Annotated in this window: 13 protein-coding genes; 3 read left to right on the plus strand and 10 right to left on the minus strand. The window is 39.9% G+C overall.

All coding sequences use genetic code 11. The annotated features are described in order from the left end of the window. Window positions 1-219: 219 nt before the first annotated feature. Entirely contained in the window at window positions 220-2,085 is a 1,866-nt protein-coding gene (gene sppA, locus MTN96_RS05570; RefSeq protein ID WP_096041812.1) for a signal peptide peptidase SppA, read from the plus strand. Window positions 2,086-2,167: 82 nt separating this feature from the next. Beyond that, window positions 2,168-3,178 (plus strand): asparaginase, encoded by a 1,011-nt coding sequence (gene ansA / locus MTN96_RS05575; RefSeq protein WP_004587849.1) that lies wholly within the window; start codon window positions 2,168-2,170, stop codon window positions 3,176-3,178. A 66-nt stretch (window positions 3,179-3,244) separates the two neighbouring features. Here the strand turns inward: ansA and gndA are convergent, their stop codons facing one another. Further along, window positions 3,245-4,618, minus strand: coding sequence for an NADP-dependent phosphogluconate dehydrogenase (gene gndA, locus MTN96_RS05580; protein WP_024034078.1), 1,374 nt, complete (start codon window positions 4,616-4,618; stop codon window positions 3,245-3,247). 384 nt (window positions 4,619-5,002) lie between these two features. Here gndA and pyk point away from each other — a divergent pair, with 384 nt between their 5' ends. Then, window positions 5,003-6,439: a pyruvate kinase gene (gene pyk, locus MTN96_RS05585; protein ID WP_004587847.1), complete on the plus strand. Its 1,437-nt coding sequence runs from the start codon at window positions 5,003-5,005 to the stop codon at window positions 6,437-6,439. 62 nt (window positions 6,440-6,501) lie between these two features. Here the strand turns inward: pyk and MTN96_RS05590 are convergent, their stop codons facing one another. The 9 genes from MTN96_RS05590 to infC all read right to left on the minus strand — a co-directional run bounded on the left by MTN96_RS05590 (window position 6,502) and on the right by infC (window position 15,091). Then, window positions 6,502-7,326 (minus strand): LytTR family DNA-binding domain-containing protein, encoded by an 825-nt coding sequence (locus MTN96_RS05590; protein WP_004587846.1) that lies wholly within the window; start codon window positions 7,324-7,326, stop codon window positions 6,502-6,504. Beyond that, window positions 7,323-8,396, minus strand: coding sequence for a sensor histidine kinase (locus MTN96_RS05595; protein ID WP_024034075.1), 1,074 nt, complete (start codon window positions 8,394-8,396; stop codon window positions 7,323-7,325). The genes MTN96_RS05590 and MTN96_RS05595 overlap by 4 nt, the downstream gene beginning before the upstream one ends. A gap of 229 nt (window positions 8,397-8,625) precedes the next feature. Continuing rightward, window positions 8,626-10,182: a SulP family inorganic anion transporter gene (locus MTN96_RS05600; RefSeq protein WP_248530924.1), complete on the minus strand. Its 1,557-nt coding sequence runs from the start codon at window positions 10,180-10,182 to the stop codon at window positions 8,626-8,628. A 129-nt stretch (window positions 10,183-10,311) separates the two neighbouring features. Beyond that, on the minus strand, window positions 10,312-10,770 hold the full coding sequence (locus MTN96_RS05605; RefSeq protein WP_002960703.1) for an Lrp/AsnC family transcriptional regulator: 459 nt from the start codon (window positions 10,768-10,770) through the stop codon (window positions 10,312-10,314). Window positions 10,771-10,860: 90 nt separating this feature from the next. Continuing rightward, on the minus strand, window positions 10,861-11,502 hold the full coding sequence (locus MTN96_RS05610) for an MBL fold metallo-hydrolase (RefSeq protein ID WP_248530925.1): 642 nt from the start codon (window positions 11,500-11,502) through the stop codon (window positions 10,861-10,863). Between the two features lies 1 nt (window position 11,503). After that, window positions 11,504-13,321 carry a M14 family metallopeptidase gene (locus MTN96_RS05615; protein ID WP_248530926.1) on the minus strand — a complete coding sequence of 606 codons (1,818 nt, stop codon included), beginning with the start codon at window positions 13,319-13,321 and terminating at the stop codon, window positions 11,504-11,506. Window positions 13,322-13,740: 419 nt separating this feature from the next. Continuing rightward, entirely contained in the window at window positions 13,741-14,103 is a 363-nt protein-coding gene (gene rplT, locus MTN96_RS05620) for a 50S ribosomal protein L20 (RefSeq protein WP_004587841.1), read from the minus strand. Between the two features lie 15 nt (window positions 14,104-14,118). Then, a complete protein-coding gene (rpmI, locus tag MTN96_RS05625; protein WP_004587840.1) occupies window positions 14,119-14,319 on the minus strand; it encodes a 50S ribosomal protein L35 in 201 nt (66 codons plus the stop codon). A 211-nt stretch (window positions 14,320-14,530) separates the two neighbouring features. Then, window positions 14,531-15,091, minus strand: coding sequence for a translation initiation factor IF-3 (infC, locus tag MTN96_RS05630; RefSeq protein ID WP_024034072.1), 561 nt, complete (start codon window positions 15,089-15,091; stop codon window positions 14,531-14,533). Window positions 15,092-15,116 lie beyond the last annotated feature (25 nt).

Genomic DNA, 15,116 nt, shown 5'->3' on the forward strand with positions numbered 1-15,116 from the left:
CCTGTGCCCCGTTAACTGGTCTAACCTGTATACATTAGCTAATTCTGCTTTAATGGCAAGTAATAAGCAATATGTGCCTGCATTTAATTAAAAATACTATTAAAAACGTATATTTATGTAACCTCATAAACACTTCGTTACGATTTAGCAGTTAAAATTATTTTTATTCTAGGCTAAGATGGAACTAATGTATTAGCTGTACCAAATTAAGGAGCTATTTTGATAGCAAAGGTATTTAGAGGTATTTGGGCTGGAATAAACTTTTCTCGTCGTTTAATACTCAACATTTTGTTTTTATTACTGGTTGTTGTATTTTTTATGTCGCTATCAAGCGATGACGATACAATAATAATAGAAGATGGCTCTGTACTTAGGCTTAATCTTAATGGGCCTATTGTGGAAGAAAAAACATATATAGACCCTGTCGAAGCAGCCATTAACGATGCTACGTCTAATTCAGAAGCACCTAGTGAAATTTTACTTGATGATGTAGTCAAAGTGATTGATGAAGCCACTAATGACGAGCGCATCAGCGTTATCTTACTAGATTTGCAAGAAATGCCGAAAGCCCACCTAAATAAGCTAAAGCGTATTACTAAATCGTTAGATGCCTTTAAGCAAGCGGGTAAAAAAGTGATTGCATCGGGCTACTATTACACTCAATCGCAATATTATATTGCATCCCATGCCGATGAAATTGCAATGCATCCTTATGGTTCGGTAGCCATTGAAGGCTATGGAATGTATCCACTTTACTTTAAAGAAGCACTAGAAAAACTTAAAGTAACGCAGCATATTTTCCGTGTCGGTACGTTTAAGTCGGCGGTAGAGCCGTTTATTCGTAACGATATGTCTGATGCTGCTAAAGAAGCAAACCGTGTTTGGCTTGGTGCATTATGGAGCGAATATAAGCAAGATGTTGCTGCGGTACGCCCTTTTGATGAATCTAACTTTGACGAAACCATGGATGCTTACCTTGCTAAAATGAAGGCAGCAAATGGCGATGCAGGTAAATATGCACTTGACCATCAATGGGTCGACTCGCTTAAAACAACTCAGCAAATTCGCCAACAACTCATTGATTTAGTTGGCGCACAAGAAGACGGTAAAACATTTAAGCAAGTGTCTTTTCGTGAATACTTAAGCTTAGTTAAGCCCCCTATCGAATTTGATAACCCAATTACAGAAAAAGTTGCCGTAGTTGTTGCTAAAGGTACAATTGTTGATGGTGAGCGCAAAGCAGGTGAAATTGGCGGCGATTCTACCGCAGCACTACTTCGCAAAGCACGCCTTGATGATAAAGTAAAAGCGGTTGTTTTACGTATTGATTCAGGTGGCGGCAGCATGTTTGCCTCTGAGGTTATTCGTGCTGAAGTATTAGCACTTAAAGCCGCAGGCAAACCTGTAATCGCATCAATGAGCTCAGTTGCCGCATCTGGCGGTTATTGGATTGCCTCAGCAGCTAACGAAATTTGGGCAGCACCAAGTACCATCACCGGCTCTATTGGTGTGTTTGGTACATTTATGACTTTTGAAGATACTTTATCTGAAATTGGTGTGTACTCAGATGGTGTTGCAACCTCAGAAATGGCTGGATTTTCTATTACTCGCCCGCTTAATGAAAAAATGGCGCAAGTTATTCAAATGAGTGTTGAAGAAGCTTATAGCCGCTTTATAGATGTGGTTGCTGATGCGCGCAATATGACACCAGAGCAAGTTGATAAAATTGCACAAGGGCGTGTGTGGATTGCTTCACAAGCACAAGAGCTTGGCCTAGTTGATAAGCTTGGTGATAAACAAGATGCGATTGATGCTGCAGCGGCGCTTGCTAAACTTAATCACTACGAAGTGAAAACAATTAAGCAAGACCTAAGCCCACAAGAAAAAATGCTGCAAGATATTTTTGGTAGTGCATCCGTTAAATCTATGCTTGGCTTAAATACGGATACAGCCTCTGTTTTAGCCACTCAAGCTAATATTAATACGGTGATAAAGCGCCTAAGTAGTGAAGTAGCTGATCTAAAAGATTATAACGATCCGCAAGGTGTATACGCACGTTGTTTAGAGTGTAGCGTTGCACAATAAAAGTGCACGTATTTACTCAAGCAGCTGTATTTAAAACAACTTAACGTTATACTAAGCCCAGTTTTTTTACTGGGCTTTTTTTATGAAACGTAAACGCATTTATATCGCATACACTGGCGGTACCATAGGTATGAAAAAATCGAGCCGTGGCTACATTCCGGCTGAAGGTTTTTTAACAGAAACAGTGGTCAATAACGCAGAATTTAACCGTGAAGAAATGCCCCTTTTTGATATTCACGAGTACTGCCCTTTAATCGATTCATCAGATATGTCGCCAGCGCATTGGCAACTAATAGCTGATGACATTAAAAGCAAATACCACGATTACGATGGTTTTGTGGTACTTCATGGCACCGATACAATGGCTTACACAGCCTCTGCCCTGTCGTTCATGTTCGAAAACTTAACTAAACCCGTTATTGTTACTGGCTCACAAATTCCTTTATCGCAATTACGCTCTGACGGCCAAGTTAACTTATTAAACGCCATGTTTTTAGCGGCTAATTATCCTATTGCTGAAGTGAGCTTATTTTTTAATAACCAATTATTTAGAGGTAACCGAGCCACGAAAGCTCATGCCGATGGTTTTAATGCTTTTACATCTCCTAACCTGGAGCCTTTAGCGTTATCTGGAATTAATATTCAGCTAATTAAAGGTCAGCTAAGCCCTTATGTAGAAAACGAACTACAGGTAACCACCATTACACCTCAGCCAATTGGTGTACTTTATTTATACCCAGGCATTAGTAAAGACGTGGTTAAAAGTTTGGTGAATGACAATATAAAAGCACTAGTATTGCTTAGCTTTGGCGTAGGTAATGCCCCACAAGACCCCGACTTTTTAGACGTGCTAAGTGAGGCAAGTAAACGCGGCATGGTTATTGTTAATTTAACGCAGTGTTTAAAAGGCCATGTAAATATGGGCGGTTACGCTACGGGTAACGCGTTATTAAATATTGGTGTAATAAGTGGCTACGATATGACACTAGAGGCGTGTTTAACAAAGCTGCATTATTTGTTTAGCCAAAACCTAGAAATTGAAACGATTCGCCATTTAATGCAAGACAATTTACGCGGTGAATTAAGCCGCTAATTTTAGTGACCAAAACGAAAAAGGCACGCTAAATAGCGTGCCTTTATTATTTTATAAACGCGTTAATTATCTTACTTTCGCGTCTATACCCACTAAATCAGTTAAGTGGCACACTTCACCTGAGTGAGTTTTAATACCATGCTCACCAAAGTAATCACGCTGAGCTTGTACTAAATGCCCATTACTTGGTGTGGTTAATGTGGCTAAATACGTTTGTGTTGATGCAAGTACAGGGAACGCTAAGCCAGTCATTACAGCTTGCCCAGTTACTTTGCGAAGCGCATTAGATTCATTTTCAAGCGTATCAATGTATTCTACGCCTTGCGCTACGCTATCTAAGTAGTCAGCACGAATAATACAACCTGCACGCCATGTTTGCAGCGTTTTAGACAAGTCTACTTTCCACTGATGGGTACGAGATGCCCCTTTAATTAACGCTAAACCTTGGCGATACGCTAATAAACTCGCCAATGTAAATGCATCTTTTAGCTCTTCAAGGTCAATATCAACCTTGTTTGTAGCTTTAGCAGCATATGTCATTTCTTGTGCTGCGGTGGTGTCACATACATTGGTTAAGTGGCGAGCTTGCACCGCGGCAACCAGTGAAGGAACAGCAATACCCAGTTCAAGTGCATTTTGCGCAGTCCACAGGCCTGTACCTTTTGCGCCTACTTTATTATCAATTAAATCAACAAGCGGCTCTTGCTTGGTGTTTTCAAGAGATAAAATATGGCTAGAAATAGCAAGTAAGTAGCTATTTAAGTGACCGGTAGACCAGTCATCAAAAATTTCAGCCACTTCTTTTGGGGAGCGACCTGTACCAATACGAAGTAGTTGATACACTTCAGCAATAAGCTGCATAATTGCGTATTCGATGCCGTTGTGAACCATTTTTACAAAATGGCCACTGGCCGATTGACCAACGCGTGCAAAACACGACTCGCCATTGTAGCTAGCGGCTACTTTTTCAAACCACGGTTCGATTCGCTCCCAACCGCCTTCTGAGCCACTTGCCATCATTGCTGGACCATGACGAGCGCCTTCGGCACCGCCAGAAATACCCATGGTGGCAAATTCAAATTTGTTTTGATACTTAAGTTTACGATTAATACCGTCTTTGTAGTTACTGTTACCACAATCTACAATCATATCGTTACACTGTACGCCAGCTTCAACAAGCTCATTACACACAGCATCAACCAGTTCGCCTGCAGGCACTAATAATAAAATAGAGCGAGGTGCTTCTAAACGCCTTACCATGTCTCCTAAATCAGAAACAATATGAAGTCTATCGGCCATGCCTTGCGATTTAGCACAACTTAATAACTCTTCACCCGCATGTGGGTTTTTATCATATGCGACTAACGTTATGCCTTTTTCAATCATGTTTAAGGCAATATTTTTGCCCATAACGCCTAACCCGACTAATGCAACTTGCATTTAGTGTCCTCCTCGGTAACAACTATTTGGTTAGTAAACTAAGTAATTCATTAAATAATACCGCGTGCATTATACTCATACCGTCATAAAATGCGAACGTTGAGCTAATACAGCATGCTTTTTTATTACGCTATTAAAAAGCACTGCAATTGTATCAAATATAAGGGCTGTGCGGTTACAAATACTCTGCGTATTTTGAATTTAAGATCATTGACGGATTTTGACACCGGTGTCATAATGATGACATATTCGTTTTGTATAAAATAGTGGCAATACTAACTAGTTTGCCTATAACTAAAAATGTTTATACATAAGTTATAAGTATTTTGAAGTCACAAAATAACCGTCAACCTGCTTACACATCTAAGCACACAGGAGAATTTGATGCTAAGACGCACAAAAATAGTCGCTACACTTGGGCCTGCAACAGATCGAGATAACAATCTAGAAAAAATTATTCGCGCTGGCGCTAATGTAGTACGTTTAAACTTCTCACATGGTGTTGCACAAGATCATAAAGACCGTGCACAAGCTGTACGCGAGATAGCCACAAAATTAGGTAAACATGTTGCTATCCTTGCAGACCTTCAAGGTCCTAAAATTCGTGTTTCAACGTTTAAAGAAGGTAAAGTAAACCTTGAAGTAGGCGCTAAATTCACCCTAGATGCAAAAATGGAAAAAGGTGAAGGCGACGTAAACGCGGTAGGTATTGATTACAAAGAACTACCACAAGATGTAAGCCCTGGCGATTTATTACTATTAAACGATGGCCTTATTCAACTAACCGTTGAGCAAGTAGAAGGTCACTTAGTGCACTGCTCGGTTACGGTAGGTGGTGTATTATCAAATAATAAAGGCATTAACCGTTTAGGCGGTGGTTTAACAGCCCCTGCGTTTACAGAAAAAGACAAAGAAGATTTAATCACTGCCGCTGAAATAGATGTTGATTACATTGCAGTATCATTCCCACGCAGTGGCGATGATATGCGTTATGTACGCTCTTTAGCAGAAGCTGCAGGTTCTAAAGCACAACTACTTGCAAAAATTGAACGTGCAGAAGCCGTAGAAACACAAGAAGCCGTAGATGACATTGTTTTAGCATCAGACGCTGTAATGGTTGCTCGTGGCGATTTAGGTGTTGAAATTGGTGATGCTGCGCTAATGGGTAAACAAAAACTCATTATTCGTCGTGCTCGTTCATTAAACCGTACTGTTGTAACGGCAACACAAATGATGGAATCGATGATCGATAACCCAATGCCAACACGCGCAGAAGTTATGGATGTGGCAAACGCGGTACTTGATGGTACTGATGCAGTTATGCTTTCAGCAGAAACCGCTGCCGGTGATTACCCTGAAGAAACAGTCGCTACAATGGCACGTGTTTGTTTAGGTGCAGAATCGCAAAAAGAAACCCATGTATCTAAGCACCGTTTAGACAGCCGTTTTTCTAACAATGCAGAATCTATCGCACTTTCAGCTATGTACGCTGCTAATCACTTAGATTCGGTTAAAGCCATTGTTACCTTAACTGAGTCAGGTAGCACCGCTAAACTTATGTCGCGTATCAGCTCTGGTTTACCTATTTACTCGCTTTCACGCCATGCAAGCACGCTAGGCCAAACAGCGCTTTATCGTGGTGTTTACCCTGTCTTTTTTGATTCTACAAAAACTGAAAAAGACGGAATGGTTAAAGCCGCACTTGATACCCTTGTAGCACAAGGTTCATTACACTCTGGCGATACAGTAATTATTACTCACGGTGACTCTATGGAAACTGTGGGCGCAACGAACACAATGAAAATTGTAACTGTTGCGTAATTTCTGCCTTATATAAAAAATGCGAGCTAAGCTCGCATTTTTTATGCCTGTAAAATACCAAACTAGCTGGCTAGCGCTGCTTTTACTTTATCGCGGTAGCTTCGGCTTACTTTAAGCTCTTGTCCGTTTTCAAGCACTAATAAATACTCACCGCTTACTTGTGTAACCAGCTTGCTTATTTGTTTTGTATTTACAATTGCACTGCGGTGAACGCGCACAAACAAATGTGGGTCGAGCTCTTGCTCAAGCTCTTTCATTGTTTTGCGCAAAATATGTGTTTGCCCATCTTGGCAATGTAAACACATATAATCGCCGGCGGCATCAACCCACTGAATTGTCGCAACCGGGACACGAATAATTTCACCCTGCTCTTTTACCGCCAGTGATTCTGGGTAACGTTTGTCGGTTAGGGTATCGCCTGTGGCTAATTTTTTAAGTATTTCTTCACAGTTATTACCTGTAATACCGGCAACAAAACTCGCTAGTTTTTTCTTATGGGCGTTGTCTTGCTGTGTTTTTAAGTAACTATGCACTTTTTCTACCGCCTGTTTTAGTCTGTTATCGTCAACGGGTTTTAAAATGTAATCCAAAGCATGTATTTCAAATGCCTTTACTGCAAATTGATCAAACGCAGTAACAAACACAATCGCGGGTAACGCTTTAGTGCTTTCGCTTAAGGCACGGGCAACTTCAAAGCCATTCATTCCTGGCATTTGTATATCTAAAAAAACTAAGTCTATTGGGTGCTCTTTACATGCTTCTATTGCATCAGAGCCTGAACTACACAGTTTAACTACTTCTATATCAGTATATTCTTCAAGTCTTACTGCTAAGCCCTTTCTTGCTAATGGTTCATCATCAACAATGATGGTTTTAATTTTAGTCATTTCTTCACAGCCTTCTCAAACGGTACTCGCAGATTAACTTTCAATCCACTTGGCGTATTATGTGATAATACAAACGAATAATTATTTTCATAGAGCGTTTTTAATCTGTCTTTGGTATTTGCCACCCCTACCCCTTGTGCATTTACAAGTTGTCCGTCTATTAGCTCGGTACCGGGGCCATTATCACCTACTTCAAGTAGTAGCTCGTTGGCAAAAACCTGTGCTTTTATGTCTATCACACCGCCTTGTGACATATGCGCAATGGCGTATTTAATTGCATTCTCAATTATCGGTTGCAAAATTAAGCTTGGCACAAGTGCCTCTTTTGCTTGCTCGCTTACATCTACATTTACTTTTAAGCGCTCATCAAATCTAACCCGCTCTATTTCTAAATACAGCATTAATGCGTGTAGCTCTTGCTCTAAAGGCACTTTTTTAATGGGATCGGTATTTAGAGTATAACGCAAAAAGTCGCTTAACCTTGCCACCATTAAGTTAGCATCTTTGTTTTCTTTTACCAAAACTAATGTAGAAATAGCATTAAGCGTATTAAATAAAAAATGCGGGTTAAGTTGATATCTGAGCATTTTTAATTGCGCTTCATGGGCCATTGTAGTTGCTTTAAGCGCTTTTTGTCGCTCACTTTGTAATAGCTGATAATACTTTATGCCAAAGTATAAGCCACTCCAACATAAAATTATGTAAACAGAGTCTAAGCCATGCTGTAAATAATAAAACCAATCTTCTGGGCGATAACCATGGCGGTATATTTCCCATAAATTAAATTTTTGTACAATTGCCCACAATGTACCTGTAATGTACGAGGCACCAAATACAACCACCATTAATATCCACGGCGATGCATTCCAGGTTTTTCTGTAAATATAACGAAGTGGGACTGTCATTAAACAGCCCGCATAGGCATTTAATAATATAACGAACACGTAAATATCACGCATTTCAAATACTTTAGAGCCGATATAATTTACAAGCGCATAACCAATCCAGCCTGCAATTTGCAATAGCCAAAAAAAACGTTGCCTGTTATCAACTAAAGATTGCCAATTCAAAATAAAATACAACTCCGTATAAGTTAGCCAATAAGTTAAAATTACGTTAGCTAATTTAACCACTGGTTTGGTTATTATATCGATTATTACAAAGTGTTAGCAGTACCAACTGTCTTAATTTTTAAGAGCCTTACCGCAAAGTTAAGCCAATAAAAAAGCGAAAGGCTTTAACCTTTCGCTTTTAAAATGCCGATTCAATCAGCTCGTATGGGCAAAGCCACCTTATAAACTAGGCAAGTTTATCAGAGGCTACTTTATAAGTTGGGTCTTCAATTACGTTTACCTCAACTAAGTCACGCGCTTTGTGTAACAGCTGCTTACAGTCTTTACTTAAATGACGTAAGTGAAGCTGTTTACCTGCTTTAGTGTACTTATCAGCTAAGCTGTCGATGGCTTCAATTGCACTGTGATCCGCAACACGGCTGTGTTCAAATTCAATAATTACATCTTTAGGGTCGTTTTTAACATCGAATAACTCAGAAAAGTTTTTAACTGAGCCAAAAAATAACGGACCGTGAAGCTCGTAAACTTTAGCACCTTGCTCATCAATGTAATTAGTTGTGTAGATATGTTTTGCATGATTCCAAGCAAATACCAAGGCAGAAACAATAACACCAACACACACAGCAATCGCTAAATCGGTTACTACGGTTACGCCAGATACCAATACAATTACAAAGGCATCAGACAGTGGTACGCGCTTCATCATTTTAAAGCTTGCCCATTCAAACGTACCAAGTACAACCATAAACATAACACCTACAAGCGCAGCCAGTGGGATCATTTCAATTAAACTTGAAGCAAATATAATAAATGCAAGCAGCATTAGTGCAGCACTTATACCCGACAAGCGCGAGCGCCCGCCCGAATTAATGTTGATCATTGATTGCCCAATCATGGCACAGCCACCCATTGCGCCAAAAAAGCCACAGGTTACATTAGCAGCACCTTGGCCAATACACTCTTTATTTGAGTGACCACGGGTTTCTGTAATTTCATCAATCAAGCTAAGCGTTAATAACGACTCAATTAAACCAATAGCCGCTAAAATTAATGCATACGGAAAAATTATATAAAAAGTTTCCAGGGTAAATGGAACCATAGGGATGTGAAATTCAGGAAAGCCGCCAGCAATGGTAGCCGCTTCATTACCTGTCATCCCTTTTAGGAAATCAAGTACAGTGCGCGAGTCTAAATCAAGGCCTATTACTAACGCGGTTACCGTTACAATAGCCACTAAAGAAGAAGGCACTGCAGTGGTGAGCTTAGGTAAAAAGTGAATGATAGCCATGGTTAATGCAACTAAACCTAACATGATGTAAAGCGGGTTACCCGTCATCCATTGCTGGCCACCTGCGCCATCTGGCACTTTAAACTGCCCTAGTTGCGCTAAAAATATTACTATCGCTAATCCATTAACAAAGCCGAGCATAACAGGATGGGGGACCATGCGAATAAACTTACCGAGCTTAAATATACCCGCGAGTATTTGCAGTATCCCCATCAGCAACACCGTGGCAAATAAATACTCAACACCATGATCAAGTACCAAACTTACCATTACAACAGCTAAGGCACCGGTTGCGCCCGAAATCATACCAGGGCGGCCACCAAAAATAGCCGTAATTAAACCAACGATAAACGCGGCGTAGAGACCAACTAAAGGTTCGACATTTGCTACAAAAGCAAACGCAACAGCTTCTGGAACTAAAGCAAGTGCTACAGTTAAGCCAGATAAAATATCGTTTTTAGCAGAGCTAGGCGCTTTGCTGAGTAAGTTAAACATTGAGTTCCTCAGGGGGTTATTAGGTTAGGATCGAAAAAGCGCTAAATGTTACCAAATTAGCGCTCATTTAACAATTCGCACACACCGTTATTAGCTTTCTTAGTATAGCTTAACTTTGTGTCGTTTATTTTATAGAGGAAGAGATGTACTGCGTTTTACACATGTCATGGTTACGTTAGAGTGTACCTCTTGAACGTATTCTAAGCTGAGTAAATTGTCACGTACAAAGTGCTCATAGCCTTCTATACCTTGTGAGATTATACGCAGCATAAAGTCCATGGTGCCGGCCATTGTGTAACATTCTGTCACTTCGTCATAGCTCATAATTAGCTTTTCAAATTCAGCTAAGTTTTTCTTGCCATGATTTGATAAGCGCACATGTGCGTATACAAGCATGTCAAAACCAAGCTTTTTCTCATCTAAAAGCGCAACTTTACTTTTGATATAGCCATCTTGTTCAAGCTTTGCAATGCGTCGCCAACAAGGTGATTGAGATAAGCCTACTTTGTCTGCAATTTCAGCAGTTGAAAGACTTGCGTCCTGTTGTAAAAGTGCCAAAATTTGGCGATCTACGTGATTTAGAGACATTTTATTTCTTATTTATCTAATAAACTGGTTAAATTATACAGCCAATTTAAAATCCCGTCTGCAATAATTTTGCATTTTCATGGATTTTAATTAACCAAATTGGCCACTTACAAATGGATTAGTGCGTTTTTCGTGGCCTACAGTGGTATCTTCACCATGACCAGCTAAAATACGCGTGTTGTCATCAAGTGTTAAAATATGGCTTTTAATAGACTCAATGAGCTGCTCAGTATTGCCTTTAGGGAAATCTGTACGCCCTACAGCACCTTTAAAAATAACATCACCAACAATAACGCATTGCTGATTAGGCTCATAAAACACAATATGACCCGGTGTGTGCCCAGGGCAATGCTTAACACTAAAGCTAAGTTTACCAAGCGTTAATACATCATTATGATTAAGCCAAATGTCAGGGTAAAAAGCATCAATAGCTGAAAAACCAAACATTTGTGCTTGCATAGGCAGGTTATCAAACCAAAATGACTCATCTTTTTGCGGGCCAATGATTTGCACATTGTAGTGTGAGCGTAATTCATCTGCCGCACCTACGTGGTCTAAATGCCCGTGTGTAAGCCAAATAGCGCTCAGTACTAATTTGTGCTCACTAAGCGTGGCTATAATTTTTTGCGCATCACCACCTGGGTCTATCACCACAGCCTGCCTTGTTTCTGTACAGCTAATTATTCTGCAATTTTGAGAAAAAGCAGTCACGGGTATCGTAATAACGTGCATATTAAATTTCTTTATCTTTTTGATCGGGGATAACGGCTACTTGCTCATACGACATTAAAATTGGGTATTTCAAATACGCTTCGTCATAAAACGGTGTATGTGAATATAACCAGTGCAAACGTGCATTGGCATCTTGCGCAAATGCTTTATCTTGAAGTTTTTTATCAAACTCGAGAGCAAGTTTTGGGTTGTCTTTAAGCATTTTCCTTGCGTAAGGGATTAACGCGTAGTTTTCCATATACTCTGTTCGTTGAAAAATTGTATTAAACTCACCCCACGCAAAAAATGAATCAGGAGCCTCTGGGTGTAATAAATGAACCGCTAACTCCCCTGCTTTTTGCTGCGTATTTACTTGATACCATCCGTCTAAATCTACATTTATTGCTGGTACATAATCAAAACTTGCAGAGACTCTAAAGCGGCCTTCAAATGGGGCTTTATCAAACGAGTAATCAAGTACTTTGGCAAGCTTTAAAGGTTGCGTATTCGCGCCTTTAAGTTTGTTTACTGACACCCCATGTAACTTAAGCTTTTCTATTATATCGCTATACACAGGCGGAACAAAAAACGCTTCAGGCACATCAACAACTCGCTCAACCTCTTTTTGCCAATAAATCGGTAAGTCAGTGTAGGTATAGGCTTTACCTAAATATTTAACCTCAGTTTGCCCAGAAAGCGCACTTACACTTGATGTGTATTCGACCCCTTTAAACTCACTGATTGTGTCTGCTTGTTTAGCATAACCTCGTTTAACAATTAGTTTCTCAGGTACAAACTCTTGCTCTTTTTTAACGGCGTTCGAAAGCTCATGACTGTACTGAGAAAGCGCGTTTATTGCCCCATCTAAAAATACATAGGTGCCTAATACGCGTTGTTGATAAGGTTTTAAAGAATGGTTTTCGACTAAAATTGTTGGTAATGATTTTAAATCCCCCCACCCGTTTGAAAAACGCGGTGTAGCCACCCAACCTGCAAGGCCTTTTTTAAAGTCGCGTTTATCCATAACAAATACCAATGGCCCAGGTATATGCCCTTGCTTTTGTAATGTTTCGTCAATAACCGGCTTTATATACTGATCTAATGCATCAGATATAGCAGGCGATTCGCTTGCAAATACAGGGTTATAACCATAGGTCACATCGTACTGATAATCGGCGCCATCGGTAACATGCACATCAATGTATAAGTTTGGGTTGTAATCATTAATAACCTTTAAAACACTTCTCACCTCTGGTGTATCTAACTTAGTGAAATCGCGATTAAGGTTTAGATTATTTGCATTGGTTCTAAAGCCCATTTTTTCAGGGCCGCGCTGATTTATGCGATTAAATGCGCTGCTGCGTTCATGCCCATCTACGTTTAAAATAGGAATAAAAAGTATGTTTACCTTTTTTAAAATATCACGGCGCTTACCGGTTGCAATATCGCGCAGCAACATAAACATGGCGTCTTTACCATCTATCTCACCTGCATGAATACCGGCTTGGATAAAAACGGTTGGCTTAGTGCTGTTGGCCATTTGCCCTGCTTCAAAAAAACCTTGTTCACTGGCAACCACCATTTTAATAGCGCGATTACTATTACTGTAGCCTATTATTTGAGACTGAAACTGCGTGGGATTTGCCGCTACAAGCCTATCTACAAACGCCATAGTATCGGCATAGTTTGGCGAGGCTTTACCCTGAGATAACTCAAAATCAGTGGTTAACGGGCCTTGCTGCTGTAATAACGAAACGCTATCACCTTGCCAAGGAATAAGAGGCGGTAAATGACTGTTATCTGCCACAATTGCAGATAAAAATAACAGGCTTGCAAACATAGTTTTCTCTAACAAACGCTTTAATAAAATAAATTATACCAAGTAAACATAGCGATATTATAAAAGTGCGGTGATTCAACAAAAAAGAAAGCCCGTTTATACCCATGGACTTAATAAAGTGATTATTAAAGTAGTTAATTTTAAGGTTGGGGAAAAGTATCGGCAGCTTAGCAAAAAATTCGTTGTTTATACCAATCCGCTTAATTAAGTGATCTATTTGAGAATAGAAAACGTGTTGATAGCTAGGAAAAACTTCGCTAAATAGTTGTTCTAAACGAGAGTTTTTTAACGCATATAGCGACATATTTAGCCTAAAATTAATAAAGTATTATTGCGGGGGAATATTATTAGGCGAGTCTTAAATTATAGGCACAAAAAAAGGAGCCTAGGGCTCCTCTTTATTACTTATTTAAAAAAGCTTAAGCTGCCGCTAGGCCTTCTTTTGCTTTTTCAACAAGCGCTGCAAATGCAACTTGGTCGTAAACAGCGATATCTGCAAGGATCTTACGATCGATTTCTACAGAAGTCTTTTTAAGACCATTGATAAAACGGCTGTAAGACAGACCATTTTGACGTGAAGCTGCATTGATACGTGCAATCCATAATTGACGGAAAGTACGTTTCTTAGCACGACGGTCACGGTAAGCGTATTGACCCGCTTTAGTAACTGCCTGGAAAGCTACGCGGTAAACACGTGAACGTGCTCCGTAGTAACCTTTAGCTTGCTTTAAAACTTTTTTGTGACGTGCACGTGCGACAACGCCGCGTTTAACTCTTGCCATTTCTAAAAACCCCTATTAAGCGAATGGTAACATACGTGAAACTAGACCATGGTCATTTTTATGAACCATCATCTTAGGACGTAGGTGTAACTTACGCTTAGAAGTTTTCTTAGTCAGAATGTGACGAAGATGCGCTTGTTTACGCTTGAAACCGCCAGAAGCAGTTTTCTTGAAACGCTTAGCAGCGCCTCTGTGACTTTTTAGCTTATAAGCCATTGCAATAACTCCAAATGTATTGCTTAAAAATTAGTAAGCAGGCGTGAGATATATTTCTATAGCTCCACTTTTAGGCCTAACTTACTGCCATATTCCGGTGAAAACCCAGCAAAAATGCCGCAATTTTACTTTAAAACCGGTTAGCACAGGTGAATATTTGCATATTACTTGGGTACCTGAGCTAAATTCGGTGCGTATTATCGCTTAAAAATTATTTTTTAGCAACAGGCGCCATCATCATAACCATTTGGCGGCCTTCAACACGATTTGGGAAAGACTCAACTACTGCAAGTTCTTCTAAATCAGCCTTAACACGGTTTAATAATTCGATACCAATTTCTTGGTGAGCCATTTCGCGGCCACGGAAGCGGATAGTAATCTTAGCTTTATCGCCAGCTTCTAAGAACTTACGTAAGTTGCGCAGCTTAACCTGATAGTCACCTTCATCCGTGCCAGGACGGAATTTGATTTCTTTAATCTGGATTTGCTTTTGCTTCTTCTTCTGCTCTTTTAGTTCTTTGCTTTTTTCAAAGATGAACTTACCGTAGTCCATAACCTTACAAACAGGCGGCTCAGCGTTTGGGCTAATCTCTACAAGATCAACACCCGCTGCATCAGCCATAGCTTGTGCGTCTTTTAATGACTGAATTCCAGCTTGTTCGCCTTCGATGTCGATTAAACGAACTTCTTGAGCTGTAATTTCTTCGTTAATACGATTTTTTTGAGCTGTTTGTTGCCCTTTCTTGCCGCCTCTAATGGTACGTTCCTCCAAGAATATCAATAATATAAGCGTGTAG

The sequence above is a fragment of the Pseudoalteromonas sp. 2CM28B genome, from assembly GCF_023161935.1.

Coding starts and splice junctions, on each gene's coding strand:
- rplT (WP_004587841.1), bottom strand. CDS start 14,103: ATGGCAAGAGTTAAACGCGGCGTTGTCGCACGTGCACGTCACAAAAAA.
- rpmI (WP_004587840.1), bottom strand. CDS start 14,319: ATGGCTTATAAGCTAAAAAGTCACAGAGGCGCTGCTAAGCGTTTCAAG.
- pyk (WP_004587847.1), top strand. CDS start 5,003: ATGCTAAGACGCACAAAAATAGTCGCTACACTTGGGCCTGCAACAGAT.
- MTN96_RS05615 (WP_248530926.1), bottom strand. CDS start 13,321: ATGTTTGCAAGCCTGTTATTTTTATCTGCAATTGTGGCAGATAACAGT.
- MTN96_RS05590 (WP_004587846.1), bottom strand. CDS start 7,326: ATGACTAAAATTAAAACCATCATTGTTGATGATGAACCATTAGCAAGA.
- MTN96_RS05610 (WP_248530925.1), bottom strand. CDS start 11,502: ATGCACGTTATTACGATACCCGTGACTGCTTTTTCTCAAAATTGCAGA.
- MTN96_RS05600 (WP_248530924.1), bottom strand. CDS start 10,182: ATGTTTAACTTACTCAGCAAAGCGCCTAGCTCTGCTAAAAACGATATT.
- MTN96_RS05605 (WP_002960703.1), bottom strand. CDS start 10,770: ATGTCTCTAAATCACGTAGATCGCCAAATTTTGGCACTTTTACAACAG.
- gndA (WP_024034078.1), bottom strand. CDS start 4,618: ATGCAAGTTGCATTAGTCGGGTTAGGCGTTATGGGCAAAAATATTGCC.
- ansA (WP_004587849.1), top strand. CDS start 2,168: ATGAAACGTAAACGCATTTATATCGCATACACTGGCGGTACCATAGGT.